Origin of the sequence: Aphanothece sacrum FPU1 (assembly GCF_003864295.1) — a bacterium.
Taxonomy (GTDB): domain Bacteria; phylum Cyanobacteriota; class Cyanobacteriia; order Cyanobacteriales; family Microcystaceae; genus Aphanothece_B; species Aphanothece_B sacrum.
Map to the genome: position 1 here is coordinate 98179 of NZ_BDQK01000007.1, position 25486 is coordinate 123664.

At 37.3% G+C, this 25486-nt stretch carries 27 protein-coding genes and 2 pseudogenes; 13 read left to right on the forward strand and 16 right to left on the reverse strand.

Translation table 11 applies throughout. The features are described 5' to 3' along the window. Positions 1–17: 17 nt before the first annotated feature. The gene (locus AsFPU1_RS09135) at positions 18–1334 is read right to left on the reverse strand and encodes an O-antigen ligase family protein (RefSeq protein WP_124974178.1); all 1317 of its coding nucleotides are present in this window, start codon (positions 1332–1334) and stop codon (positions 18–20) included. Positions 1335–1394: 60 nt separating this feature from the next. After that, positions 1395–2225: a YaaW family protein gene (locus tag AsFPU1_RS09140; RefSeq protein ID WP_124974103.1), complete on the reverse strand. Its 831-nt coding sequence runs from the start codon at positions 2223–2225 to the stop codon at positions 1395–1397. A gap of 360 nt (positions 2226–2585) precedes the next feature. Here AsFPU1_RS09140 and rbp point away from each other — a divergent pair, with 360 nt between their 5' ends. Continuing rightward, positions 2586–2897: an RNA-binding regulator gene (rbp, locus tag AsFPU1_RS09145; protein ID WP_124974101.1), complete on the forward strand. Its 312-nt coding sequence runs from the start codon at positions 2586–2588 to the stop codon at positions 2895–2897. A 244-nt stretch (positions 2898–3141) separates the two neighbouring features. Continuing rightward, positions 3142–3741 carry a TetR/AcrR family transcriptional regulator gene (locus AsFPU1_RS09150; protein ID WP_124974099.1) on the forward strand — a complete coding sequence of 200 codons (600 nt, stop codon included), beginning with the start codon at positions 3142–3144 and terminating at the stop codon, positions 3739–3741. Positions 3742–4081: 340 nt separating this feature from the next. On the opposite strand, the gene AsFPU1_RS09155 is transcribed toward AsFPU1_RS09150, so the two are convergent. From AsFPU1_RS09155 to AsFPU1_RS09165, 3 genes are all read right to left on the reverse strand, one after another. Continuing rightward, positions 4082–5845 (reverse strand): lipoxygenase family protein, encoded by a 1764-nt coding sequence (locus AsFPU1_RS09155; protein ID WP_124974097.1) that lies wholly within the window; start codon positions 5843–5845, stop codon positions 4082–4084. A gap of 331 nt (positions 5846–6176) precedes the next feature. Next, positions 6177–6305 carry a photosystem I reaction center subunit IX gene (gene psaJ, locus AsFPU1_RS09160; protein ID WP_124974095.1) on the reverse strand — a complete coding sequence of 43 codons (129 nt, stop codon included), beginning with the start codon at positions 6303–6305 and terminating at the stop codon, positions 6177–6179. Positions 6306–6358: 53 nt separating this feature from the next. Beyond that, on the reverse strand, positions 6359–6853 hold the full coding sequence (locus AsFPU1_RS09165) for a Photosystem I reaction center subunit III (RefSeq protein ID WP_124974093.1): 495 nt from the start codon (positions 6851–6853) through the stop codon (positions 6359–6361). 149 nt (positions 6854–7002) lie between these two features. On the opposite strand from AsFPU1_RS09165, the gene tsaD reads away from it, so the two are divergent. From tsaD to AsFPU1_RS09180, 3 genes are all read left to right on the forward strand, one after another. Next, complete coding sequence (tsaD, locus tag AsFPU1_RS09170; protein WP_124974091.1) at positions 7003–8049, forward strand: tRNA (adenosine(37)-N6)-threonylcarbamoyltransferase complex transferase subunit TsaD; 1047 nt, start codon at positions 7003–7005, stop codon at positions 8047–8049. A gap of 31 nt (positions 8050–8080) precedes the next feature. Then, positions 8081–8167: a hypothetical protein gene (locus AsFPU1_RS09175; RefSeq protein WP_227873489.1), complete on the forward strand. Its 87-nt coding sequence runs from the start codon at positions 8081–8083 to the stop codon at positions 8165–8167. Between the two features lie 65 nt (positions 8168–8232). Next, positions 8233–9177: a ribonuclease Z gene (locus AsFPU1_RS09180; protein WP_124974089.1), complete on the forward strand. Its 945-nt coding sequence runs from the start codon at positions 8233–8235 to the stop codon at positions 9175–9177. Positions 9178–9509: 332 nt separating this feature from the next. On the opposite strand, the pseudogene AsFPU1_RS23525 reads toward AsFPU1_RS09180, so the two are convergent. The 3 genes and pseudogenes from AsFPU1_RS23525 to AsFPU1_RS09195 form a co-directional block, all read right to left on the reverse strand. Beyond that, a pseudogene (locus AsFPU1_RS23525) lies at positions 9510–9744 on the reverse strand (transposase family protein); the annotation flags it as partial. Between the two features lie 96 nt (positions 9745–9840). Further along, on the reverse strand, positions 9841–10203 hold the full coding sequence (locus tag AsFPU1_RS09190) for a helix-turn-helix transcriptional regulator (protein ID WP_124974087.1): 363 nt from the start codon (positions 10201–10203) through the stop codon (positions 9841–9843). Then, positions 10200–10457: a type II toxin-antitoxin system RelE family toxin gene (locus AsFPU1_RS09195; protein WP_124974085.1), complete on the reverse strand. Its 258-nt coding sequence runs from the start codon at positions 10455–10457 to the stop codon at positions 10200–10202. Before AsFPU1_RS09195 ends, AsFPU1_RS09190 begins: the two co-directional genes overlap by 4 nt. 195 nt (positions 10458–10652) lie before the next feature. Between AsFPU1_RS09195 and AsFPU1_RS09200 the strand changes: the two genes are divergently transcribed. Then, positions 10653–11087: a DUF29 domain-containing protein gene (locus AsFPU1_RS09200; RefSeq protein WP_124974083.1), complete on the forward strand. Its 435-nt coding sequence runs from the start codon at positions 10653–10655 to the stop codon at positions 11085–11087. Between the two features lie 194 nt (positions 11088–11281). Here the strand turns inward: AsFPU1_RS09200 and AsFPU1_RS09205 are convergent, their stop codons facing one another. Together AsFPU1_RS09205 and AsFPU1_RS09210 are read right to left on the reverse strand one after the other, a co-directional pair. Further along, positions 11282–12274, reverse strand: a complete 993-nt coding sequence (locus AsFPU1_RS09205; RefSeq protein WP_124974081.1) for a CHAD domain-containing protein — start codon at positions 12272–12274, stop codon at positions 11282–11284. A gap of 75 nt (positions 12275–12349) precedes the next feature. Next, on the reverse strand, positions 12350–13324 hold the full coding sequence (locus AsFPU1_RS09210) for a 3'(2'),5'-bisphosphate nucleotidase (RefSeq protein WP_124974079.1): 975 nt from the start codon (positions 13322–13324) through the stop codon (positions 12350–12352). A gap of 291 nt (positions 13325–13615) precedes the next feature. Between AsFPU1_RS09210 and AsFPU1_RS09215 the strand changes: the two genes are divergently transcribed. Beyond that, on the forward strand, positions 13616–13936 hold the full coding sequence (locus AsFPU1_RS09215; protein ID WP_124974077.1) for a hypothetical protein: 321 nt from the start codon (positions 13616–13618) through the stop codon (positions 13934–13936). Positions 13937–14403: 467 nt separating this feature from the next. Here AsFPU1_RS09215 and AsFPU1_RS09220 read toward each other — a convergent pair whose 3' ends face one another. Next, positions 14404–14598, reverse strand: a complete 195-nt coding sequence (locus tag AsFPU1_RS09220) for a hypothetical protein (protein ID WP_124974075.1) — start codon at positions 14596–14598, stop codon at positions 14404–14406. A gap of 377 nt (positions 14599–14975) precedes the next feature. Continuing rightward, complete coding sequence (locus AsFPU1_RS23410; protein ID WP_369692081.1) at positions 14976–15107, reverse strand: hypothetical protein; 132 nt, start codon at positions 15105–15107, stop codon at positions 14976–14978. Between the two features lie 369 nt (positions 15108–15476). Between AsFPU1_RS23410 and AsFPU1_RS09225 the strand changes: the two genes are divergently transcribed. After that, positions 15477–17027: a hypothetical protein gene (locus AsFPU1_RS09225; protein WP_124974073.1), complete on the forward strand. Its 1551-nt coding sequence runs from the start codon at positions 15477–15479 to the stop codon at positions 17025–17027. A gap of 233 nt (positions 17028–17260) precedes the next feature. Here the strand turns inward: AsFPU1_RS09225 and AsFPU1_RS09230 are convergent, their stop codons facing one another. From AsFPU1_RS09230 to AsFPU1_RS09240, 3 genes are all read right to left on the reverse strand, one after another. Continuing rightward, positions 17261–17707, reverse strand: a complete 447-nt coding sequence (locus AsFPU1_RS09230; RefSeq protein ID WP_172957485.1) for a cupredoxin domain-containing protein — start codon at positions 17705–17707, stop codon at positions 17261–17263. A gap of 11 nt (positions 17708–17718) precedes the next feature. Continuing rightward, a complete protein-coding gene (locus tag AsFPU1_RS09235) occupies positions 17719–18594 on the reverse strand; it encodes an S-methyl-5'-thioadenosine phosphorylase (RefSeq protein ID WP_124974071.1) in 876 nt (291 codons plus the stop codon). Between the two features lie 71 nt (positions 18595–18665). Continuing rightward, a complete protein-coding gene (locus tag AsFPU1_RS09240; protein ID WP_227873484.1) occupies positions 18666–20033 on the reverse strand; it encodes an AAA-like domain-containing protein in 1368 nt (455 codons plus the stop codon). Between the two features lie 249 nt (positions 20034–20282). Between AsFPU1_RS09240 and AsFPU1_RS09245 the strand changes: the two genes are divergently transcribed. After that, positions 20283–20852 (forward strand): hypothetical protein, encoded by a 570-nt coding sequence (locus AsFPU1_RS09245; protein WP_124974069.1) that lies wholly within the window; start codon positions 20283–20285, stop codon positions 20850–20852. Between the two features lie 137 nt (positions 20853–20989). On the opposite strand, the gene AsFPU1_RS09250 is transcribed toward AsFPU1_RS09245, so the two are convergent. Then, positions 20990–21715, reverse strand: a complete 726-nt coding sequence (locus AsFPU1_RS09250; RefSeq protein ID WP_124974169.1) for an amino acid ABC transporter ATP-binding protein — start codon at positions 21713–21715, stop codon at positions 20990–20992. Between the two features lie 374 nt (positions 21716–22089). On the opposite strand from AsFPU1_RS09250, the gene bchB reads away from it, so the two are divergent. From bchB to AsFPU1_RS09270, 4 genes and pseudogenes are all read left to right on the forward strand, one after another. Further along, on the forward strand, positions 22090–23616 hold the full coding sequence (gene bchB, locus AsFPU1_RS09255; protein ID WP_124974067.1) for a ferredoxin:protochlorophyllide reductase (ATP-dependent) subunit B: 1527 nt from the start codon (positions 22090–22092) through the stop codon (positions 23614–23616). A gap of 158 nt (positions 23617–23774) precedes the next feature. Next, positions 23775–24014, forward strand: a pseudogene (locus AsFPU1_RS09260) (DUF6883 domain-containing protein); the annotation flags it as partial. Positions 24015–24016: 2 nt separating this feature from the next. After that, positions 24017–24265, forward strand: coding sequence for a DUF4926 domain-containing protein (locus tag AsFPU1_RS09265; RefSeq protein WP_124974063.1), 249 nt, complete (start codon positions 24017–24019; stop codon positions 24263–24265). A 145-nt stretch (positions 24266–24410) separates the two neighbouring features. After that, positions 24411–25486 (forward strand): ShlB/FhaC/HecB family hemolysin secretion/activation protein (locus tag AsFPU1_RS09270; protein WP_174715377.1); only part of this gene is annotated, 1076 nt, incomplete at its 3' end.

Genomic DNA, 25486 nt, shown 5'->3' on the forward strand with positions numbered 1-25486 from the left:
GAATTAAAGATTTAATTCTAGAATAACTGAAGTCTTCTTTGATAACGATAAACAATTCCTGCGATCGCCGATAATAATATCCATCCAGGAAGATTCAAACGTAAATCAAAAATACTGATATCAAAACAATTAAAAAACACAAACATACTAAAAGTCACCAAATAAGTAAACAACAATAAATGTTGTCGCTGTCGTCGTTGATAAAATAGATCATTAGACAGTAAATTAGATTTATGTAATGAATAACTATCTTTCGACCATAATATTAATAATTTTACACCGCCAAACAGAATATATCCTACCACTCCCCCCAAAATTAACAACCCTGGAATACCAATTTCAGCCAATAACATTAAGAATAAATTGTGGGGGTGTCCCATCCAAACATTCATCTCAATTTGATAAACTGGGGTAAAATTACGCAAGCCCCATCCCAACCAAGGTCTTTGTAACATCATTTCCCATGCTACTTGCCATTGAGTCGTGCGTAAAGCCGTCACATAACGATCATCGTATAATTGATCCGTTAGTCTGGTCCAAAAGTAAGCAGGGACAATTTGACGTAAAGTGTCTTGTCCCCAGGGAATCCAAGCGGCCCAAAAAATAGCCCCAATGGCGATCGCTACTCCCCCCAGAACCCAATACCAACGTAAGTACAAAGCAAAGGCCATTAACCCCAATAAACCTAAACCCCAAGCACTGCGAGAATTGGTTAAAATTAGTCCAATACCGTCCCCAACCACAGCTATAGTTAAAATTCCCAGGGGTAAAAGTAGTCTTTTTTTGCTATCCTGTCGCCAGACTTGATAAGTATCTATCCACAACCCCAAGGCCAAAACAAAAGTCATCAATAAATACATAGCTAAAGTGTTAGCATACATGAGTAGAGAGGACATACGACCATCAGGGTTGCCATAGGCAATTAATTGAATCCCAAGAGGTCTAAAAAAGAAAGGAGTTTCCCAGCCCCAAACTAACTGCATTACCCCCAAAAACACTAGAGGAATAGAGGTTAAAATTAGCCACCAAGCTAACTGATGCAAGCGAGCAAAATTATTAAAGAAAATAGTAAAAGCAGCCAATAAAGCTATACTAGGCAGAAAATTAAATATTCCTTCTAAAGCAAAAATGGGTTTAAAAGCGAATAAGGTAGTAAAGATAAGCCAAAAAGTAAATAAGCCTAAGCCCCAATGTAAGGGATAAGCTGAAATTTGACGATAACGTTGCTTCCAGATTCCCAATAAAGAAAAGACTAAAGAGGTTGCCCCTAAATCCGCCGAAAAAGGTAAGATACAAACCCCAAATTTAACGCAGTTTTTAACCCACTGGGGCATACTTTCAGTAGTTTTTGAGGGAGATAAAACAGATTTCACAATCGCTAATTAATCAATAGTTTAAGCAGGTTCCCAACAGTCGGTGCGAGTCAGACGAATTTGAGCTAAAGCAAAAATGACCGGAATAATGCGACCATAGTTAGTAGCCACCGCTCGCCAGCCTAAATCAGCCAGAAACCAGCCCCATAAAACAGGTCCCAAAAAGGCAAAAACGCTTCTAACTGCCCCATAACGAGCCGCACTTGTAGCCATACCTCGTTTAGCCGTATTAACAGCCAATTCGCCAGCTAAAGCGGCACCACCTCGCACTAAGGCTTGTTGCGCTACCTGATAACGGGCAAAATGGAGGGCAAATTGTTGGGCAATTTGTTTGAGAAGCCAAGGTTTGACCAGAGAATTAACAGCGAAGGCACTGCTACCTTTTAAAAAAAGATTAATAGGATTATGTTGAAAGTTGACAGGTAAAGCGTCAGGTAAAGTGGATTTAGCGAAAGATTGTTGAATGTGAGTAGTCAGGCTTTCTTGTTCATTTATGGGAAGGCGTTTCCAAGCTTTACCGACCAAATGGAGAAAGATTTCAGCCTCGATATCAGTAGTGGCCATTTGATTAGAATAAGGAATTTTTATGTAATGACAGACACGAATCAATGTTTGACGATAGCTGACGTTTTTGGTCTTATTTTGTAGGACAGTGAATCCATCAGCTGCTAGGTAACGAAATCGATGTTCTAGGGTGTCTAACCATTGATTCCAATCTTGACTTTCTACTTCAATGGGGTCAGGGGTTTGTAAATAATCAAGGGGGTTGAATTTACGACAGAAGAGAATTTGGGTTAAATGACGAAGCTCGTCTTCTGTGGCTAGTTCTAATGCTGCTCGTAGTTCATCCAAAGTCTTAACCTCCATCAAAGGGAGTTTGAATTTTGCTTATGTTACTTATTTTAATATTAGCTTTGCATTTAGTCTCTTTTACCTTATATCTCATTGACATACTCCCACGGCAAAAATTAATCTCACCGCTAACAAGCTCGGTGTAGCGGGAGTCCTCTTTTTGCATTTTTAAAGATAGACCCTAAGATTGATTGAAAGTTTCCCGAAAAAGTTATCTTGTGTTATAATGAAGACCGAGACAATTAAGTATCGGTAGAAGAGTTTGTTATTAGCAGCAACAGGTATTCCCCCGTTTAGCCTTGGCATGATCTCTCCGACCACTCGATCTCTACAACAAGTTCTAATCCCAGGAGACACTCCATGTCGATTTATGTAGGCAATCTTTCTTATGACGTATCTGAGGCTGACCTCAGTTCAGTTTTTGCTGAGTATGGTGCCGTTAAGCGTGTACATCTTCCCACTGACCGCGATACAGGTAAGGTTCGTGGCTTTGCTTTCGTCGAAATGGATACCGCTACTCAAGAAGATGCTGCCATTTCCACCCTTGATGGTGCTGAATGGATGGGACGCACCTTAAAAGTAAACAAAGCTAAAGAACGTGAAAGCAAAGGCGGCGGCGGCTTTGACCGCGGTGGACGCGGTGGCGGTGGTGGCCGTGGCGGTCGTTACTAAAACCATTGAATTTTTTAGGGGCCAATTCCCCTATATGAACTAATCAAAGCATTTTCCCCCATTCTAACTATAGGTTAGGGTGGGTTTTTTCTTAGTAGGGGTCATTTCAGTTATCAGTTATCAGTAAAGAATGATGTGTTTATCCTTGATAACTGTTTACTGTTCAGGTGTTCACTGAAATGCTCCCTAAATTTGCTTAGCTAACCGCGATAGAATGGACTGTACAGTATGATATCATCCAAGCATGAAAGAACCCGTTTTATATTCCCTTCCTACTAGCGAGAAAGCCAGACAAATTTTAGGAGGAGCTTTACCAGAGTTCTTAAAAAATGGCTATGCTGCGACTACGATGGACAAAATAGCCTCGTCAGCCGGAGTTTCTAAACAAACCCTTTATAGTCACTTTTCTGATAAAGAGCAACTATTTACTACTTTAGTCCAACGGATGGCTTGTGAGAAGTTCCGCTTAGTCTGGTCTCAACCTTTGGCCGGAGAACCCCAGATAGTGTTAACTCAATTAGCTGAACGTATTCTTAAACAAGTCAATGATACTGAACATTTGTGTTTTGTTAGACTAATTATTGCTGAATCAGATAATCATCCTGAATTATCTCAATTATTTTTACGAAACTTTGCTCAACCTGCTAATAATATTTTGACCAACTATTTAAAAGAACATTCAGAACTTAATATTAGTGATCCTGAAGTGATCGCTAGAATTTTTGTCGGGACACTTATTCATCATTTATTAACTCAAGAAATGCTACATGGACAAGAAATTATGCCCATGTCAGCCGACAGATTAATTAGTAATTTAGTTAGTTTAATTGTGACAAATAAATAAAATTTGATTCTACCGGAGTTGTTATGCTAAATTATCACAAATAATATACTTTAACTCTCAAGAGTTAAGCTATATAAACAAGGGTTGCCTACGCAACCCATAATGGCAGTCCGCGCTCATCGTACTTTGTTTCTATAGGATTAGCCTTTTATTAATTAGGTTCTACGGGACAAGTTATGCTAAACTTTAGCATAACTTGTCCCGTAGAACCATTAATTATTAGTTTAGCATAGTTTGTCCGGTAGAACAGGGCTTTTTATCAATTATTTAATACTAAAAACAAGTAAGCCCGCGAAGGCGGGCTTTGTTTTCTTAGCTGCACCTTTAAAGGTGTCAGCATCTAAATAGCGATACTTTGGGGAATATGAGAAGGGAGCAAATAAACATAAGGAATTTGACCTGCTTCTTCTAGCTTTTTATTGCGTTCTTGAAGTTGTTTTTCGATCTCTTTTAACCGTTGTTTAAAGTCTTTAAAAGCTTGTTTACTGGGGTCAGTTTTAAAAGGATTTCCCAGAGTTAGAAGACTTTTACTCGTATAGGGAGGAAGGATGGTTAAAATCTTAACTAAAACAATTTGCTTGATTGTTTGTTGTCGATCTGGCAACCATTGTAATACTTTTTCTTCAAGCTTGGTAACATCTTCAAGGATAGATTTAAAAGGTTGATAAAGAGCAAAAGGCATATTAGGAACCCAAGCCCCATAATCATATTGCCCAAAATTAACCGCAGCGTGTTGAGAAGTGGCGGTAAAAATCATGTTAGTAACAATGTCAATGAGATCATCTAAGTTATTAAGTTGACCGTCTAATTGTTCTTGTTTGTCAGGTGAAAGTAAGCCTTTAAGACTGCCACCTTGAGGAGAAATTAGTTCATTTTTCCAAGCTTGTAATTGACTATCATTAACTAAACTATTAACATCTTGATAATGATTAGTCAAGACATTAGTAACATAAGTTTTTGTAGCTTCCCAAAGCAACGTTGCATCGTCACGATAATGATAATTAGGTAACTGTGAAACGTCACGAGATTCTAATTGATAAGGGAAGGCTTTTTTATAGAATTCCCAAGGTTCTCCTTGATATTCAATGTGTATTCCTTCCCCTCGATAACCTCTGTTTAAAAGTTCATTAGAGCTAGTATAGCCTAAGGCCCCGGTTGCATCAAAAAATCCTCCTCGTCCTAAAAAGACACTACGAGCCATAAAATTAATGGCTAAAGTATTAAAAAAGTGAGGTTTGAGAAGTTGATAAAGGATATGATCGGGGGATAAAGTTCTGTAACTGCTAACTGCAAAAATTTCAGCCACTAAATGAGTATCAAGTAAATGAGCGATAATTCCTTGATAAGCAATATCTGCAGTTGATACAGCTAATTTAGCGGCTGACCATTGAGGAGATTTCGGTGTAAAAATTGGTGCGCCAATCTCTTGAGTTACTTTAATCGCAATGGGTAACAATTGGTCTTGATCATTGAGATATAATAAACAAAGAGGTGCGTTACTATAACGACCTAATTGATCTTCTAATTCTTCGGTAATAATGCCATCAAACAATTTATAATCTAGGAGATATAATTGATGTTTTTCCCAAGCTGATTCTAAACTAAAATTATCTCCTAAATCTGCTTTAAGTAATTCATTAGTGACAGGAAATTTCCCCTCAATGGATAGATCTTCTGGGTGACACTTTTTAATTAAAACAGGATTAAGTCCTCCTAGTCTTTGACGACCAAATTCTATATCTTGATCCCATTTATCAGCCACAATAGGTTTAGGTAAACAGGCGGGAAACCGAAAAAAGCTCCATAAATCTTCTGGTTTTTCCCATTTATTAGTTTCGGCTAAAATACTCAATAATCCTAAATCAGCTACTCCTTTAAGTTGAGGTTTATTTTTCCAGAAATATGAGATAATATGGAGAATTTGAGCAAACAGTAACCCTAAAAACGTTTTGATGGCAGTGAAATCAAAGATAATGATTTTCCAAGGACTAAACCCTTCTCCTTTAGGAAGACCAATAACATAAGGAGGTGCGCCAGGATACCTTTCTTCTTCACTTATCCATTGATATTTATCTTTGGCTGAATTGTTAACATTACTTGACATATTGATACTCCTTGAAGGTTTAGATGTTGACTACAAGTTTACACTATGAGATTACGTATTTATAATTCATCTGAGTTCGGAGTTCGTCGTGGATGATTTTTTAAACGAGAGAATAAGAGTTGCTAGACTCCTACTTGTGGCGAGTTTTCCACAAATTACTTTATGTCGAACTCAGGTAATTCATAATTCATAATTCATAATTCATAATTCATAATTCATAATTTATAATTCATAATTCATAATTTATAATTCATAATTTAATAGAAAGAAACTGACAGAAATTATTATCCCTGTCAGTCCTTTTCTATTAGTTAAAAAATTGAGTTATCTTCTATCCTAAAGGATGGAATAAAAGATCGGGATAAAAACGATTGAATTCAATCAAGATCCCGGCGGTAAAAGTCAACAACGCCATGATTAAAACAGGCGCAGTAGAAAGAAACTTTGTCAAACCTTCCATGAATAGTTCTCCCAACGGTAATAATGGATCAAACAATGCAAACGGACAGCAAATTAACGAGGGGAAACTGGAATTTCGCTATCTTTAGCAATTAATTTTCCAGAAGTAAATTCGCCAACAGCAGCTAAAGGCCAAGCGAAACCCGTTAACATTTTACTAAGAGCTAAAGGAACATCAATGACGATCTCTTTCATCTCAGCATCTTTGTCATCGCGGATAGCAATTAAATAAGCTCGGCCAACCCAACCGATCCAACCCGCAATATAGAGAAACAGAATACCAGGAATGGTAAAATCCCCAATGTGGCTCAAGTTACCGTCTACAATTAGGTGAGGATAGCCTTCAGGGCCACAAAGAGCTTCTGCATAGCGTTCAGCACGTTTTTTGCCTGAAGTGGCATCATCAGTGGTATTCAAGAAAGTTTTAGACTTTGCTTGAAACGCAGCAGACTCGCTACAGGGGGTTAAATTGGAATATTCTGCCGATGCAGAAGGAGCGAAATTAAACCACAGGGTTGCAATCAGGATTAACGCGAACAGTCGTTTCATAAGAAATATTTCCTTTTGTTACAAAAGACTAAGTTTTTTGTACAAAAGATCAAACAATCTGTTGTACATCCAAGACATCTTACTCTGACAAGTTCATCGAGTAAAGTTGAAATTACAAAAAGTAGTCTTTCGTTTCAAATTATCAGATAATGGCGACAGTATTAGCAATTGAAACAAGTTGTGACGAAACCGCAGTCGCAATTGTAAATAATCGTAATATTTGTAGTAGTGTTGTGACTTCTCAAATCACACTCCATCGCGTTTATGGGGGTGTGGTTCCTGAAATGGCATCCCGTGAGCATTTATTGACTATTAATCCCTGTATTGAGCAAGCTTTCCTCGAATCTAAGCTAAATTGGTCAGATATTGATGGAGTAGCGGCTACGGTGGCCCCTGGGTTGGTGGGGGCCTTAATGATAGGGTCAACGGCGGCTAAAACATTGGCTATTCTCTATGATAAGCCTTTTATTGGGGTTCATCATCTAGAGGGGCATATTTACGCGACTTATCTGAGTGATCCGACCTGGGAACCGCCTTTTTTATGTCTTTTGGTATCGGGGGGTCATACCAGTTTAATTTATGTTAAGAATTGTGGCGTTTATGAGCAATTAGGGTCAACTCGTGATGATGCGGCCGGGGAGGCTTTTGATAAGGTGGCCCGGTTGTTAAATTTAGAGTATCCAGGGGGGCCAATAATTGATCGATTAGCGAAAACGGGGAACCCTAAAAGGTTTATTTTACCGGAGGGTAAAGTGTCGTTACCAGAGGGAGGATATCACCGTTATGATTCGAGTTTTAGTGGCTTAAAAACTGCAGTATTACGATTAGTTGAACAGTTGAAAAAAGAGGGACAAGAACCTTTACCTGTGGCCGATTTAGCGGCTAGTTTTCAGGATACTGTCGCGCGATCGCTGACTAAAAAAACCATTGCTTGTGCTTTGGATTATGGTATCAAAAAAATTGCGATCGGGGGAGGTGTTGCGGCTAATAGTGGATTGAGACAACATTTACAAGAAGCGGCAAAAGAGCATGATTTAATCGTTCATTTTCCTCCGTTAAAGTTGTGTACTGATAATGCAGCAATGATAGGTTGTGCTGCGACGGATCATTTGCAAAGGGGACACATTTCTGCTTTAAGTTTAGGGGTTAGTTCTCGACTGAATATTACGGAGGTTATGAAACTTTATGAAAGCTAATTAATTATGATGCGCTTTATATCATAAAGATATTTGTCATTACTTTGTCACTCGTACAACAAATGGAAAAATGGAAAGACTTAATAATAAGATAAAATTGATTCTTCGTCAAAGTTAAGGAACAACACAGAAATCAGGGTAGAATAGACAAATAAAACCCAAAGTCAGTAACAGTAACCCATTGTGGAGATAACCTTTTTAGGAACCAGTTCCGGTGTACCTACACGCTCACGTAATGTCTCTAGTGTAGCCCTTCGTCTTCCGCAACGGGCCGAAGTATGGCTATTTGACTGTGGAGAAGGAACCCAACATCAATTATTACGTAGCGATGTCAAAGTCTCCCAATTGACTCGTATTTTCATCACCCATATGCACGGCGATCACATTTATGGGTTAATGGGATTATTAGCTAGTTGTGGGTTAGCCGGAAATGCCCAAGATATCGAAATTTATGGGCCGCCAGATTTATCATACTATTTAGAAGCTTGCGCTAAATATTCTCATCTTAAACTTTCCCATCGGGTTCGGGTTTATGGGGTCAGTCCTGGTTTACTGCACGAAGATGAGGAGTTTAAGGTTAGTTGTGGCTTACTGAAACACCGTATCCCTGCTTTTGGGTATCGCATTGTGGAAAAAGACCGTCCTGGGCGTTTTAATGTGGAAAGGGCGAATGCTTTGGGTATTCCTTCTGGCCCTATTTATGGTCAACTGAAACGGGGAGAAACCGTGACGTTACCGGATGGTCGTCGTATTCGGGGAAAAGAGTTATGTGGGGAGACGGAAACGGGACGTAAGGTTATTTATTGTACGGATACGGTATTTTGTGAAGGTGCTGTAGAATTAGCTCAAGATGCAGATGTGTTAATTCATGAGGCGACGTTTGCTCATCAGGATGCTCAATTAGCGTTTGATCGTCTTCATTCTACCTCAACAATGGCGGCGCAAGTGGCTTTAGCTGCGGGTGTTAAACGCTTAATTATGACTCATTTTAGCCCTCGTTATGCCCCAGGAAATAATCTACAATTAGAGGATTTATTAGCAGAAGCAAAAGCTATTTTTCCTAATACTATTATGGCACGGGATTTTATGAATTATGAAGTCCCTAGACGTTTAAATTATGAATTATGAATTATGAATTATGAATTATGAATTATGAATTATGAATTATGAATTATGAATTATGAATTATGAATTATGAATTATGAATTATGAATTATGAATTATGAATTATGAATTATGAATTATGAATTATGAAATCGCTAAATGTTTGCTACTAATAACAGGTGGGTAGGGGCGGGTTTTTTACAGAATTTCTAGATTCTCACAAGTATGTTAGATAAACCCGCCCCTACAGGGTATTTTGTTTATCATTATTTTTTCCATTTCATGGTTATTTTAATTCTACCTATCAATTATCGACGAACAAGAACAGAAGAACGATTGCTATTACTTTAATCAGGACAAATAAATTGACGACGAGGTACTTTTAAATAAACTCCCTGACCACATATTGATAGATCTCTCACTAAAATTGGGCGAGTTTGATGAAGATTATCGGTATAAGTTTGACAATGAGGACAGATAATACCTTCATTTAAAAGTTCTAATGTTAAGAGAAGAAAACCAACATGGTTGTTGATAAGTTAATACGGTAATATTGGGAAGATGTAGAATGGTATCGAGATGAAAATCCATAAATTGACCAGAAAGAAAATGTAGTTATCACTAAATTACCTTAATCTCTAATATTCCCTAAATAACGCCCTTTCGCAATGACAGAAAAAACAGAATCTAACTAATCATCTCAATATCAACATCAAGAGAGGCCGCAATTAACTTAATAATTTGTTCTGAAACTGTTTGATTATTGCTTTCAACTTCTGCTAATTCGTCAGTAGAAATTATTCCTACTATTTCTGCTAATTGTTGTTGACTTAACCCCCGATACTCTCGTAAAACCTTGATAGAATTTTCGCCTTTAATCGTCATTCTATAAACAACTTCTGAGGGAAAAAATTCTTCTTGATGTGCTTTTACTTCATCATAAAGTTTTATATCAGAAAGCATTTCTGAATCCTCTAAAAGCTTTTCATACATTTCGTAAGGAATAATAACATGGGGTTTACCTTCTTTTTGAATGATCTCAATGTTCATGAGTAAATTTTTCCTCTTGTACCAATTTCTAATACCAGAATCTTCAATTTTTCGCCATCAATTTCATAAATAATGCGCCAATCTCCTACTCTTAGTCTATATCCTGGCCGGCCAATTAGTTTTTTAACATTGTTATGCTTACCGTAAGGATTAGATGCTATTTCTTGTAGTTTTTCTGCAATGCGCTGACTCCAATTAATAGGTAAATTTCGTAACCGTTTAATTGCTGTTTTGCTAAATTCAATATCATACATAAACTAATGTAGCAAATATAAATTAGTTTACCACCATACATCAACCTTGAACCTGGCTAAATCCCTAGAATTCCCTCCTCTAAATTATACCCAAATATTTACAGATGAATGGTATTAAGCCCCTAAAAATGGTTGTCCGGCGCATCAGTCTGATTTTGTATTATACTGAATATAAAACTAACAAAATCGTTACAGATGACTAATTATGATAGCGATTTAACGATCTGGGCAAAAGATACTGCTCAACTATTGCGAGAACGTCGTTGGGATGCCATAGATTGGGATCATCTCATTGAGGAGGTTGAAGATTTGGGCAAAAGTGAACGAAGCGCGATCGCCTCTCAAATGGAACGAATCATGGTGCATTTGCTTAAGTGGCAATATCAGCCTCAACGCCACTCTGATAGTTGGTTAGACTCTATTAATGATGGACGTTCCCAAATTCGCCGTAAGCTTGAGGATAGTCCTAGTTTGCAGAGTTATCCCCAAAAAATTCTGGAAAAGGAATATATCAGAGCGCGTCGAGAGGCAGCCCGACAAACTCGCTTAGATATCGGCATTTTTCCTGAGTTATGTCCCTATATTATTGAACAAGTAATTGACGATTGGTTGCCTGATGATGAGCGTTAATATAGATTCTTCTGAGGTTAGTATCAAATCTGGCGGGCTTAATATTAATGTTATACCATCATATTAAGATGATCAAACTGTAAACAAATTTCCCGTAATCTTGCAACATTTTTCGCTCTAGTTTCAGCATCAGGAATGTTTTTGTCAGTATTCATGATAAATTATCAGTAAAAGCTACAGAATAATCTCAATTTTCAATTTTTGACCTCAGAATTTATTAACTCCGGTTTAAGAATAGTAAAATGGAAATCTTTACGGAATTTACTCTTAATAAATTTTCGTTGTAGTTGTTCCCATTCTTGCCAATTTTTATAACGATTTGCTCCTATCTTATTCGATAAATTAGGCATAGTTTGAGTAATATCTTCCTTAAATACTTCAGCCAGAAAATTCACTAAAACAAAACTATCTTGAATCTCTCCTAAGACAGTTTGTATCATTTTAACATCTTCTAAATATTGCTGATAACTGTCTCCGTAAAACTGAGTAAATAGTTCCATATTATAACGACATCTTTTAGCTTCCTTGCGTAAATTATGTAATATTAAATCTTCATTATCTAAAAGGGTTTCTACTTCTTTTTGGGATAAACCATCAGGAAAGTATGTCTCACCTTGACTAAATTTTACCCCTATTAACCACCCTGGATGCACTAATAATCGACTCACTTCAGGCAAAAGAAGATCAGGCAAAACAGTCTCAATTGAAATTTCAGAAATAGGTTGATATTGAGGCTCATTTAACCAGTCAGTAAACGATTGTTTTAAATCTAAATACTTCTCAGAAATTAACAGTTCTTTGACTTTTTTAAACGTTTTTTTTCGTTGTTTATCTAAATCATTGATAACTTCTTGTAAATGCTTTTGCTCATCTTTAGGCAAATTTGGTTGATATTGATTTTTTAGGGAATCTCCTAAAACATCCAGATCACGCAATTCACCTAATATTTTAGCTACCTTACCCACTCTTTTTTCTTGAGCATATTTAGGTAAATTTAAAGCCGGTAAAAAGCCAACAATGGTACTTCTTAAACGTCGCATCCCAACCCGCATTTGATGTAATTCTTCGGGATCTTTATCTACGATAACTTCAATTTCATGCTTAATAATTTTATCAAAATGTTTAGCAATTCCTAAATAAGCCCAATCTCCAAAAGTTTGCGGTTCATGGTCTAAATGATGTTTCATCTTTTTCCTTGTTCTTTACTTCTATATTTTAAAGTGATTCATAGTTAAAAGTACATAACTGTTTAAAAAACTTAATTAAATGTCATTAATTTCAGCAATGATGTCTAAGATCTTTTGATGAATTACCCCATTAGTTGCTAAAATTCCCCGGTTATTACTTAATTTAGATCCCACAGAAAAATCTAAGAATTTACCATCTAAATCTGTCACCTTTCCTCCAGCTTCTTCTACTATAATTACCCCCGGTCCATGATCCCAAATATTCTCTTTTTTTGTTATAAATTGAGGCACAGGAACCCTCGTATAAATATCAGCGTCACCTCTTGCTAAAGCCCCATATTTTGCCAAAGAATCCATTTGTTTTGCCGGACGAACTAACCCTAATTTACGATCTAATTTAACTTGTTGAGTGCGATCACTATGACCTGATTCTACGCTCTCAATACGACATAATTGCTGTACATCATCCCAAGAATTAATCCGTATTTGTTGAAGTTTTCCACCCTCTAAAGGCATTTCCCAGGCCCCTTGACCTTCCATTGCAAAAAAAATCACCCCTTTGCTATTCCCTTCCCTAGGAAACACTGGACAAGCGAGGATACCTAATCTAACCTTACCCTGTTCTATCAAAGCAAGGGCGATCGCATATTGATCCCCACGAATAAAGCCTTTTGTGCCATCAATTGGGTCTAAAGTCCAGTATCTCGGCGCAATTTGACCATTTCCCCAATTAATCCAGTCAATAATATCTGATTCGGTCGCATCTGGTCTAATCTGTTGTACTTGATGGGTGATTAGTCCTAAAATGGGCGATAATTCTGGTTTTTGCAAGATAGAAGCATCTTCTTCACCAATAACGGGATCATTGGGGAATTCTTGGGCTAAAGCTTGACAAATAATCGCTTGGGCCCCAAAATCAGCTACAGTGACAGGACTGGTATCTGCTTTGGCTAAAGTTTGGGCCGCCTTGGTTTCTTGGACTTGTTGACATAATTTGGCAGCAGTGGTGACGGCCGCGATCGCTACTTCTATTTCTTGATTTTTAAGCATCTTTCTCTTGATTTTTATCTATTTATTCTTAACTCTTTAGATGACTTTAACATTAATAACTACTTAATCTATTATATAATATTATAATTGAGCAAAAGGTAATATAGCAATGAATAAAATTAATCATTAGTGATAGAATTTTCTATCTTAGGTTAATTCTATTCAATTTAGTGAGCTACATCTCGATTTTTTTAGAGTCCTGAAAACGAGAAAACTCTGTGTCTCACTAATATGACAACTGCGATATAATAATAGAGAGTGTATCAGAAAGTAAATTAATCACAAAATACTATGAGTCATCAAAATCCTCAAGATTGGGAACAACGTATCAAAGATTTAGAAGCGGAAATCAATGGAGAAACAGAACCGATTCCTGTCCGTCCTTTTAATCCTAATGAAGAAGCACAGAGTGTTTTTATTAAAGTACGAAAATGGTATCAAAGGTTAGCAACTCCTGCTAAAGTTGGGGTAGCTATTATTGGGGTTGTCCTTAGTTTATCTGTGTTAAATGGTATTTTACGCCTCGTCTCCTCGTTAATCACTATTGGAATTTTAGGGGTAGTTCTGTATGGAGTATACAAGGCATTCTTAGCAAATAAATCTTATAAATGAGGTGAGATTTAAAATTGATTATCAGTCAATATAATTATCTTTACTAATCTAGCTTAATCGGATGTTAAAACAATCTCTTGAGACTGCAAATAAGACCTATGATGTTATTCTTTAGTTCCTCTTAAAAAAATGATGGAACTAACAAAAGAAAGTTGATTAAACAATAGAATTGACTTTTTGAATTATTCCAATGAGAAAAACACCTGGGAGTCTTTCCGTGTTTCGACCCCAAGTGCTTTTCTACAAAATTTTCTCACACCACACACACAAAACCGATTTGCATCGATTTAAAACAACCATAAAGCCTCTATTTTAGTAATTCAAGGGAAACAGGACACTTTAATAATTGTCACCCTCTTAGTGATAGTTTAACCCAAGACTTCAATAAAAAACCCCGTCCGAAGACAGGGAAGTAACAAGAGAAAAAGGTTGGGAATGGTTTAAATAAGGTTAATTGAAGTGTAGAATTAACGTCCTAATTGTTGACCATAAACCACTAAACCAGCACTAACAACCTGTCCATAAGTATTGAGGCGGTTTTGTTGTCCAGTACGGGTGGGAGCGAGAAATGTGTCGGTTAAACCCATGGTCGCAAACATGACGGTAGCAGCGAGAATAATGTAGTTGCGGACGATGGTGGTGTTGTCGGTGGTGGTAGACATTTTCGTGACCTCTTTTTTTCTTGTTACCTTTACTATATTGGGTCTGATGAGGTGATGTCAGTCCCAAAACTCATGTATATTCAGAGGTTTTGCGGTTCTCTTTATCACTTAGAAGTGGAATTAAGTAGAACTTTTTTCCATGCTTTGATAGAAATGTGAAAATCAGGGCATAATGGTATTAAGCTAAGACGCATTTAAACTGTATATTGGCAGATTAAGAAACAAACTATCAAACCATCACCCCACCACCCCATCACCCCATCACTCGAATAGGACTAATTTAGATGCGTAACAGCTTATGCCCCTACAAAATTAAAAAACCCTTAAGCAGCAACGCCAGGGTTTTAATAGTTCCCAGAGAATTTGTAATCCAGTTGTCAACCTTCAAGTCCGAGTCCTTGGAAAGAATAGGGGGAGGTTCTTGGTTTAAAAGCTCCTCCCCGTAACGCTTGAACAGGTGCCAGACTCAAATGACTAGCCACTGCTTTCATTTGTTCCAAACCTTCCAAGTAGGTGATCGTAAATAAACTAATGTTTGTAGTAGGCTCCCTTGACGGGCTTGAAAGCTTTGTATAAGAAGGACTAAAGCCCTCATTACAAACTTTTCTATTCTGACTTTAATTATGACCACCTACTTAAGCTGTCACGCATTTAATTGACCTGTTGTGACTGCATGGGAGCGCCGGAGCAAAGGGAGCGGGGATTTTAACGTCTGTACCAAAGTTCAAAATAAGCGGTTTAAATGCACAACAGCTTACCGCTATTTATAAAAATCAATAAAACTTTACAGCTTATCTAGGAATTTCCTCCAGTATAATAGTAATAAAATTAGTTGCCTCAGCAATGAATTTTTATCATTAAGATTTGGGAAAAATATCATGACACCAGAGAAAGTTGGGGTTTTAGTAGTTCACGGAATTGGTGAACAGCGAAAATTTGAAACAGTAGAAGAAATTGTCAGGGATATGGCCACCGCTTTAAAAGCAGAGTTAAAACCAGATAAAATGCCAAAATTCAAAGTCAGAATTATGGTTAATGAACAGAATACAGGCAGTTATGGTGCTAGTCAACAAACCTGGCAAGCTGATGATCAAGAACCGGTTATTATTGAAGTTAAAGATGCTCAAAATAAGGTAACACAGTTAGCATTTAGTGAGGTTTGGTGGGCTGATCTTGGTGAACCGACAAGTCTACAAACTCAACTAAGTTTTTGGGGATGGGGTCTATCTTTATGGTCAAGAAAACAATATACTGACCCTAATTTTGCGACAAGCGATCGCGTGATTCCTCCCCAATATAGTAATGGAAAAATACCTAAAATGGACTTGAAGGGCCGCTTAAGATTTTTCTGGGTATCTTTAGTCATTTTATTAGTCCTTCCTGTGCTTTCCTTTTTAAGTGTTATTTTACGTAAAGTATTAGGATTTGATTTACGTCCTGATATTTTAGCTCAATATTTAGGGGATATTAAAATGTATCAAGAAGGAAAAATAAAAGGAAAAGGGCCATTAGTTGATCTAGGTCAACCTCCTCGTATTTCCGTTCGACGACGGATGATTAAAGAGTTAGTTCAAATGAGTTTGAGAGATTATGATCGTTGGTATGTTTTATCCCATAGTTTAGGAACTATCGTTGCTTTTAATGGTTTGATGGAAACTGAGGAAACATTAGCTAATTATTTGAATAAAAATTTCTGGGACAAATGGCAAAATTTTAGTAAAAAAAAAGCAACTAAACCTCTGACACCTGAAGAAGAAAAAAATATGTTTCCTTTTCGTCCTGCGTGGTTAAATAATGATGATGTTGTTGCACGTTCAGACTTATTTGCAAAACTTCAAGGGTTTGTTACTTATGGTTCTCCCTTAAGTAAATTTGGAGTGGTTTGGCCCGCTATTGTTCCTATCAATAGAGATAACTCTGTTTTTAATGCCAAATTTCAATGGTTGAATGTTTATGATCCGACAGATCCAGTTGCGGGTCCAACGACTTTATTTAACTTTAAAACCACCGGAGACAAACAACAACCACAAGATATTGCTTATAAAGCAGAAGCAATTCATCTTCTTAGTCATGTGGAATATTTGAATTATAATCCTAGTCGAAAAACTCCCTTAGTCAAGCAATTAGGTTACTGGTTATTATATGGAGAATCCTTTCAACGCGCACCTGAATCTTGGGGATGGCCAACCAACCCGATGGTTCAAGTTTATAACAAAATTCGCATCTTAATTTGGTTGGTTGCTTCTGTCTGTCTTTCCTGGATTTTGGGTTTCTTTGTTCGTTTTGCTTTACCGGACTATTTAGAAGCAATAGTAAATCAAATTCCTTATCTGGATTTATCTAATCCCTTCACTTATATTGGGTTAGATGTGATTATTGTTGCCATCATTGGTATCATTATGCGAAGTTTAAAGATTACCTCAAATTAAGTTGATAATTAATGCGATCCCTTTCTCATTCTTTGGCGATCGCATCTAATAATTTAGCAAAATTTAATAGTTCTTTTTTAACCGAAAATTGGGGTACAAACCCCGTCCTAAGCGCGATAAGGTCGGACTGCTTCTTATGGAGATGTTGTCAATTTAACTAATCCTGTGTTAGTATTTGATACAGAGCATTGAGCTAATCTAGTCTAATGGTTCAACACCCCAGTAATTAGGATTTAGGGTAAAATCACAATTTCCCCTGTCATTCCCGCTTTAGCATGGCCAGCAATTGAACAATAAAGTTCATAAGTTCCTGGTTTCATGGGAACTAAAACCCATTGTGCTTTTGCCCCTGGTTTTAATTCTAATTCATGAATTGCACCTTTAATTTCTACGTTCCCCGCTTCTACTTTTTGCGTCCAACTAACATCAGCAAAATCTTTAGCAGTGAAATAATGTTTAATAGGACTTGGATTATCTAATACGAGTCTATAAGGTTTACCCGTAATCAATTCTAAATGATTCGGAACAAATTTTAATTCCCCTGAAACAGTACCCATACTAACATGAATTTCTGTCATAGTACCAGCCGCTAAAACAGGAGAAACACTCAATATTGCCCAACCAATAAACATACTTAAGAAAAAGGCTAATAAGTATCGAAAAAAGCGAGAAGTTAACATGATTGATTTACCTATTTTAAATATTTTTCTAACAAAATAGCTAAATTTTCCTTAATCTCAGGGCTAATTTTATCCAATGGGGTAAGAATAGCATATTTTAAGGCATAATGAGCCTCAGAAATTGGGGGATTTTGACTTAATTGTTTAACCGTTTCTAAAATGACTTTTTGAGCATTAATAGCATTACGATGTAAGTTATCAATAATCATCTCTACAGTAACATGATCATGATCTCGATGCCAACAATCATAATCAGTAACTAATCCTAACGTAGCATAAGCAATTTCGGCTTCTCTGGCTAATTTTGCCTCTGGCAAATTAGTCATTCCAATAATAGAAGCATCCCAACTGCGATACAAATTTGATTCAGCAATGGTAGAAAAAGCGGGCCCTTCCATACAGACATAAGTCCCGCCTCGGTGTAAATTAATATCAGGTAAAGCTAAACTCTGTACTGCATCCCCTAAAATAGCGGCTAATTTATTACAAACGGGATGTCCAAAACCAATATGTGCCACAATTCCTGATCCAAAAAAAGTAGATATTCTCTGACTAGTACGATCAATAAATTGATCAGGAATTACCATATCTAACGGTTTAATTTCCCCTTTCAAAGAACCCACAGCCGAAGCAGAAATAATATATTCTACCCCTAATTGTTTCATACCGTAGATATTAGCACGAAAGGGTAATTCTGAGGGGATTAAATGATGATTGCGTCCATGACGAGCCAAAAAAGCCACGGGAGTCCCTTCTAATGTTCCTACAATATAAGCATCAGAAGGGCGACCGAAAGGAGTATCTATTTGTATTTCTTGCCGATCTTTAAGGGCATCCATTTGGTATAAACCACTACCGCCAATGATGCCAATTTTTGCTTGAGTCATGATGGATTTTAATAGGGAATAGGACAGTTAAAATATTTAGATTATTTTGAGATTTTAGGAGCAATTACGAGTTAGGCAGTTAGGCTATTTACTGACTGAAAATACTGTTGAAAATATTGTTGATACAATAAACAACCAAATGTTATTTTAGTGCCTTGGAGATTGATCAATCCTAAACTTTGTAACTTAATTGATTGAACTACATCTAACTTAAGAGGTTCTTGACCTAACATAACTTTAGCTAAGGCTTCGACAAGTCTAGGATCTTGTTCTACATACCGTAGCTGTCGTTGTAAATGCTCCTGATAAATATGTTGAGGTGATAAGGGAGAAGTCGTTAATAATTGGTCTAGAGTAACATCTGCTCGGTAAATATGATATAAAGCGAGCCTTAATAAATAAGGATTTCCCCCTACTAAATCCATCAGTTTTGTTACTTCTTCCAATGACCAATTTAATTGATAACGCTTGGCTAAATCTTGCACCTGTTCGGGGCTTAACATCGGTAATTCAATAGGCAAACCTACATTAAAAGGAGATTGATTCATATTTAAAGGGATATAAACCTCAGAGGAATGAACCACTACTAAGCGTAATTTTTGCCAAAGTTCTCGATTTTTTCCTTCTTCGTGCCAAGCTCGTAACAGGGCAAAAAAGTCATCAGCTAGATCTGGATACCGAAATAAACGATCAACATCATCTAATCCTAAGACTAACGGTTGTTTGAGATTGGCTAAAATGTATTCCTCAAAATAGAATTTACAACTCATTTTACTGCCAAAAATAGTATCCCAATAATCACTCACTCGATTAGGTAATTGTAAGGCTAAACTGACGTTGGCACAAAACCACTGGAGAAATTTATCAAGATCTTGAAATAAATCTTTATCCGCTAATTGTAAGTTCAAATAAACCCCATGACAGCCATTCTTAATACCATGATTGATAATTCTGATCATTAAAGAGCTTTTACCCATACGTCGAGGGGCTTTTAAGCGAATTAAAGACCCAGGTTGTAAAATCGTTTTGTAACAGTTTGATTCAATCGGCGATCGCTCGATATAAAAGTCTGACTTAAGGGGAACTTGTCCTTTGGGTAATTCTGGCTCTGAAATCAATCTCTTGTCAACCCTTGGGGTTCTGGGGGGCAATTCTGGCTTATAAAAATCCAGGGGTTCTAAGATTAAATCAAAGGAGCTAAAACAAAGTTTTAAGGTTCTTTTATCAACCCCTACTTCACAAGCAAATATTTTCATTACGGTATCAACTGAGAGGTTCATCCGTTCGCTTAAGGCTTCCAGGGTAAAGCGATTACCTCTATTTTCTTTATATTCTGCTTCTTCTTTAGCTTCTTCGAGACGTTCTAATCCCATAGAAGTTAGGATTACTCCCCGTATGCGTTCTTTTACTTCTAAGTTCGTCCGGGTCATAACTACCATAATATCTCCTCTGAGACTAGATAACAACAGTCTATATCGGGAACTTCAGTGTTTTGAGACCAAATTCCGTAAATGTCTAAATTGACTAGGTATTTCTTCTGCTACATAAAACTTATACAAGGTGGTATACTTGGTAGATCATATCTTCTGGTAATAACACTTAAGTTAGTAACTTAACTTCCAAAACTTAGGTTGTGCTGTTACCAATGTTACGACAAAATGAGTGTCAAAGACAAGAGGTGACTATAAATGAGTAAAACTACACAAGATTTATACAAAATTTGGTACAAACGTCTGAGAGAAGAATTGCCAGAACAAGTAGATGAAAAACGCCGAGGAATTTTGCAATGGTTACTAAATGGGGAAATTTCCTCAGATGAACAATTAGAATACCGCTACCGAATTTTACGGCAACGATACTTAACAGTAGATTCTCGTCAAGGTTATCGTTTGTTGATAACTCGTTTAGCTTGCCTGATGATTAGTTTGTCTAGTGTTCGCACTTGGATGGAACATTCTGGTCTTTCTGACCAAGATCTGCTCCGTTTGCTCCAAAAAGTAATTCAGAAACTTGTCGATCAAGATCCTCATTGGCAAAAACAAGTGAAGCAAATGGCTAAATTGACTCAAGATGGTCATTTACGACAAGCTTTTGTCTTAGCTTCTTTGGAATTATACTCTCTACATTCTGTCAATGGTCAACCCTGGTTATTTTATCTTTTACGTCAGTCTTTTCGCCATCAACTCGAAACCCCTATTGTTCAACACAACAGGGAGTATGCTTCCTCAGAATTAATTAAATTGACAACATCTCTATAAAAAACAGTGCGACCCTACCTAAAGGACGAGACTTGTACCCAAATTTTTAGGAAGGAAATCTTAAATACCCTTATCGGGCTTTAAGAAGCCCACGCTGTACCTGTACTCAGGTCAGCGTTGGGAGTATGTCACTCAAATTACAATATCTGAGACAAAAACCTTTGTGAACGTTCTTCTTTAGGATTATTAAAAAATTGATCGGGATGTGCAATTTCTATAATTTTTCCCCCATCCATAAAGACTACCCGATCAGCCACTTCACGAGCAAATCCTACTTCATGGGTGACACATACCATTGTCATTCCCGACTCGGCTAAACTTTTCATTGTATCTAATACTTCTTTAATCATTTCTGGATCTAGGGCAGATGTCGGTTCGTCAAACAGCATGATTTTTGGCTGCATCGCTAACGCACGGGCGATCGCCACCCGTTGCTGTTGTCCTCCTGATAACTGGGCTGGATATTTGTGTGCTTGTTCGAGAATACCAACTTTTTCTAATAATTGCATGGCGATCGCTTCAGCTTTTTCTTTTTTCCAATGTCTGACCCAAATAGGAGCTAAAGTTACGTTATTAAGCACGCTTAAATGAGGAAATAGGTTAAATTGTTGAAAGACCATGCCCACTTCTCGACGGATTGTCTCAATATTTTTTAAGTCATGAGATAATTTAATTCCATCAATGATAATATTGCCTTTTTGATAGGGTTCTAAGGCGTTAAATGTACGAATAAAGGTAGATTTTCCTGAACCTGATGGCCCCATAATAACCACAACTTCCCCTAGTGTTACCTGTAAACTAACACCCCGCAAGACATGAAAATCATTGTCATACCATTTTTCTACATTTTCAGCCGTGATCATCAGGGTATCTGAAGGCAAGGCATTAGAATATTCGCTTAAAGATTGAGTCATGGGTTTAACTTAGTCTTTTTAGTTATCTACTGCGTTTTATTCTACCGATTAAAAGACCTCTGTAACTTATGGGTCTTTTATTATTTACTTTAAAAAACGATTTCGTCTCGTAATCGCGCAAATAACCCTCGATTAGCTAATATCAGTAGAGGGAAAAGTTTTTGTCTAATAGCGATCGCTATTAGACAAGCATTACAGGGGTTTTTGGGTAATGTAACATTATTTAAGCAAACACTCACTAAAAGCCATAAGTTTGAGACAATCAAGAACAGCCTAAAACCGTGTCATCATCACGTCTAATTCAACACATAAAGGAGAACTCTATGAAACTCGCTTACTGGATGTATGCTGGCCCTGCACATATTGGAACCCTACGCATTGCTAGTTCCTTCAAAAACGTTCATGCGATTATGCACGCACCTCTTGGCGATGATTATTTTAACGTAATGCGGTCAATGTTGGAACGGGAAAGAAATTTTACCCCTGTTACTGCAAGTATTGTTGACCGTAACGTTTTAGCGCGGGGTTCTCAAGAGAAAGTTGTGGATAATATTGTTCGTAAAGATGGGGAAGAAAACCCTGATTTAATTGTCTTAACTCCCACTTGTACCTCTAGTATTTTACAAGAAGATTTAGCTAATTTTGTAGATCGCGCTCAAATGGATGCTAAAGGGGATGTCATGTTAGCTGATGTTAATCATTATCGTTTTAATGAGTTACAAGCTGCCGACCGAACTTTACATCAAATTGTTAAATTTTACCTGGAAAAAGCTCGCAAAAAAGGAGAGTTACCAGAAGGAAAAACGGAGAAACCTTCTGTTAATATTATCGGCATTTCTACCCTTGGTTTCCATAATCAACATGATTGTACCGAGTTGAAACGGTTAATGCAAGATTTGGGAATTGAAGTTAATGAAGTGATTCCTGAAGGGGCCTCAGTTCACAATTTAAAGAACTTACCCAAAGCTTGGTTTAATTTAACTCCTTATCGGGAATTAGGATTAATGTCAGCCCAATATTTACAAGAAGAATTTGGGATGCCTTATGTTGATATTACCCCTATGGGAGTGGTAGAAACTGCTCGTTGTATTCGTAAGATTCAACAGGTAATTAATGCTCAAGGTTCTAATGTTGATTACGAAGATTATATCAACAATCAGACCTTATATGTGTCTCAAGCAGCTTGGTTTTCTCGGTCTATTGACTGTCAGAATTTAACGGGTAAAAAAGCGGTAGTTTTTGGGGATAATACCCATGCTGCTGCTATGACTAAAATTCTGGCACGGGAGATGGGTATTCATGTAGTTTTAGCGGGAACTTATTGTAAATATGATGCAGATTGGTTTAAGGAACAAGTTAGTGAATATTGCGATGAAGTGTTAATTAGTGATGATAATGGGGCGATTGGTGACGCGATCGCACGCATTGAACCTTCTGCTATTTTTGGCACACAAATGGAACGTCATGTAGGTAAACGTTTAGATATTCCTTGTGGGGTTATTGCTGCACCGATTCATATTCAAAATTTTCCCATTGGTTATAAACCTTTTTGTGGATATGAAGGGACAAATCAGATTGCAGATTTAGTGTATAATTCCTTTACTTTAGGGATGGAAGATCATCTCTTAGAAATCTTTGGAGGACATGATACTAAAGAGGTAATTACTAAGGGAATTTCGGCTGATTCTGATTTGAGTTGGAACAAAGAAGCACAAGCAGAATTGAATAAAATTCCTGGTTTTGTGCGAGGTAAAGTGAAGCGAAATACTGAAAAATTTGCCCGTGAACGAGGTTTTTCTCAGATTACACTTGAAGTAATGTATGCAGCGAAAGAAGCAGTCGGTGCTTAATTAATGTAGGGTGGGCAATGCCCACCTGTTTAAGTTTATAATGACAATGATCTTAAGTTGATGCAAATGCCATCTAATTTAGTTATTCACGAGGCAAAACTGACCAAATATTTACTTGTTTATCAACCGAAAGATGATAAACAAGTAAATATTTAGCAGAATATGGCTATACATTGGGTAATTGGCAAATTCTTAAACAGGCTATAATCAAAGCAGTAGCAGGAAAGCACATCTATGAAATTATTCAGACAGACTGGGGACAAAGGTTTAAAGTCAGAAGTCAATGGTATAGCATTAATGGCAAATTGATTAAAGTAATTACTGTTTGGCAACAAGATGAAGGAGCAGATATAATAAAATTTATTACCTTATATCCCGATAAATTACAGGAAAATTAGTTATGGAAAATGTTAAGTTATTTCAATGGGTAGAGTTAAAACAAGATGTTCCTGATAGTCCAGTAAAAAAAGGCGATCGCGGGGTTGTTTTAGATTATTTAAAGCCCACTAAAAGACAATCGGAACCTGGCTATAATTTAGAAGTGTTTAAAGACGGAGAAACTTTAGATGTTGTTTCTGTTCCTATATCTTGGGTAATACCTTTATCTAAAGTATGGGGAGAAAATATAATTGATTTTACTGTAGCATAATCTGATAAATGAGAGAAAATTAATGTTATTGCGAATCAAAAAAGCAGGGGCGGGTTTACAATAGCCTAGACTGATGAAAGAGGGATATTATGTAGTGTATTTGCGTAAATCCTGGGAGGGAGTGGGAGTCTTCCACAAAAAAAACATGACGAAAATCTGGAATCTATGGTTTTGGTATTTGAGTTCACATCTGTTGATTTTGTTGACCTTGGAGAATTTAGTCATTTTCTCTATGGATAAGATATTAGCTCAAAACCCTAATCCAACTAGACCCCAGGAACAGTCCATCCCTTTTATCCTTCCCCCTAAACTGCCTCAACCCATCCGTGTCCCACAGCCTTCGCTCCCTACACCCCTTGATATTCCTCCACTGACTATTCCCTCTCCTCAAGAAATCCCCGGAGTTCCTGGAAACATCACCGTTTTCCGCTTTGAGTTTGAAGGTAACACCGCCTTTAGCGATGAGGAATTAAGTTCAGTTACTGCACCATTTACCAATAAACCTATCGCTTTTGCCCAACTGCTTCAAGCTGAGGCAGCTATAACTCAACTGTATACTAATGCAGGCTATATCAATTCTGGTGCTATTATTCGGGCCGGACAAGTCTTTTCCCCCAAGGGTGCAGTCGTCAAAATTCAGATTATTGAAGGGGGAGTTGAAGAAATCCAAGTGACGATGAAGGGACGATTGAATTCTGATTATGTGCGGAGTCGGTTGGCCATTGCCACGACCAAACCCCTTAATCAATACCGCCTGTTAGAAGCCCTACAATTATTACAGCTTAATCCTCTAATTAAGACAATATCGGCAGATTTATCAGCAGGAACTCGCCCTGAATTAAGTATCTTGTCCGTGAGAGTCAAAGAAGCAGATTCCTTCAATATTAGTCTATCTGGTGATAATGGCCGTGTACCAAGTATTGGGAGTGTGGAACGCAGAACCCGTCTCAACCAAGGGAATTTATTGGGTTTTGGAGATAGCTTAAGTGTGGAATATGCCAATACTGATGGCAGTAACGCGGTCTATGTTGACTATACCTTTCCCGTTAATCCCTACAATGGCACAATAAAACTAACTGGTCGAACCACTGGCACTGAGGTCATCGAAGAACCCTTTAACGTCTTGGATATTGAGGGAGACTCCGTTTATGTTGATTTTAGTTTTCGCCAACCTATCATTGAAACCCCAACCCAAGAATTGGCTTTAGGAGTTACCGTTTC